This is a genomic window from Paenibacillus sp. 2TAB19 (assembly GCF_052115185.1).
Classification (GTDB): domain Bacteria; phylum Bacillota; class Bacilli; order Paenibacillales; family Paenibacillaceae; genus Pristimantibacillus.
In genome coordinates, this window is sequence record NZ_JBFRGE010000204.1 from 1 (window position 1) to 1,061 (window position 1,061).

Genomic DNA, 1,061 nt, shown 5'->3' on the forward strand with positions numbered 1-1,061 from the left:
ATTAACCAATAACTCCCAAATCTATGGTGGGGCTGACCCCCTACCTGCAAAAACGTCAGAACATTCAGACATAACAGTTACCCATCGTCTCGATGGATATTCCTACCTTCTTACACAAACTTCTTGACGCTACCAGAACGATAGGAATACCGCAAATTTTGTATGATATTTCGCATACAATTTGCGGTATTCAGCAGATTCACCTCATATATACCGCTAATCGACCCCAGCATTTCCATTGCCTCGACTACTGCGATGGAGACGGAGATACATCTGTTACATCCTCAATCGTCACTTCGCTCGTTCCCGTCTCGATCCAACCCGGAATTTCGTCGCCGTTAGCGGCTTGCTCCAGTATCTCGATAATACGCGTCCCCCACATATGCTCGTTCTGTGAGAGCGCTGCTGTTAGCTGCCCATTGCGCAAAGCTTCGGCAATCTCGGGCATCATGCCGAAGGTAAGCGCGTAACGATTCAGGCCTTGTGCTTTCCATACGAGGACAGATGTTGATCCGGATATGACATCGATGGCAACGAAGCCGTCGAAATGCGGATGCGCATCAATCATCGCCTCTAGCTCCGTCAATGCGACAGTTTCGTTGCCTTCGTTGTACTTCACTTCCAGCACTTGAATATCCGTCTGCGCTTCCAAATAAGCAAGCATTCCGCTTAGTCGCTCTTGCTCGTTCCTCATCTTCGTTATGCCGGTCTCGACAATAATCATTCCTCGGCCCTTCAACAGCTGATCGACCATCTGACCCATCTGCTCGCCAGCCTTATAATTGTCCGTACCGATGAACGCCAGACGTTTGCTGGCAGGGGAGTCCGACTCGAAAGTAATGACAGGAATACCAGCCATAATCGCTTTGTCAATGATGGGAGTAAGCGCTTCGGCGTCGATTGGATCTATGGCAATGCCATCTACATCCTGAGCAATCATCGTCTCCATCATTCGAATTTGCTGCTCTAGATTAGCTTCATCCGGCGCTTTGACGATCAACCTCGTTTTATATTTCTCCGCCGCCTCCAGCGCAGCTTGTGTTACCGTCTCATAGTAAGGA

Annotated in this window: 1 protein-coding gene; it reads right to left on the bottom strand. The window is 49.1% G+C overall.

Annotation, left to right across the window (positions count from 1 at the left end; genetic code table 11):
• Nucleotides 1-247: 247 nt before the first annotated feature.
• Nucleotides 248-1,061: sugar ABC transporter substrate-binding protein (locus AB4Z33_RS31000; RefSeq protein ID WP_442053584.1), on the bottom strand; the 814-nt coding region annotated here is incomplete at its 5' end.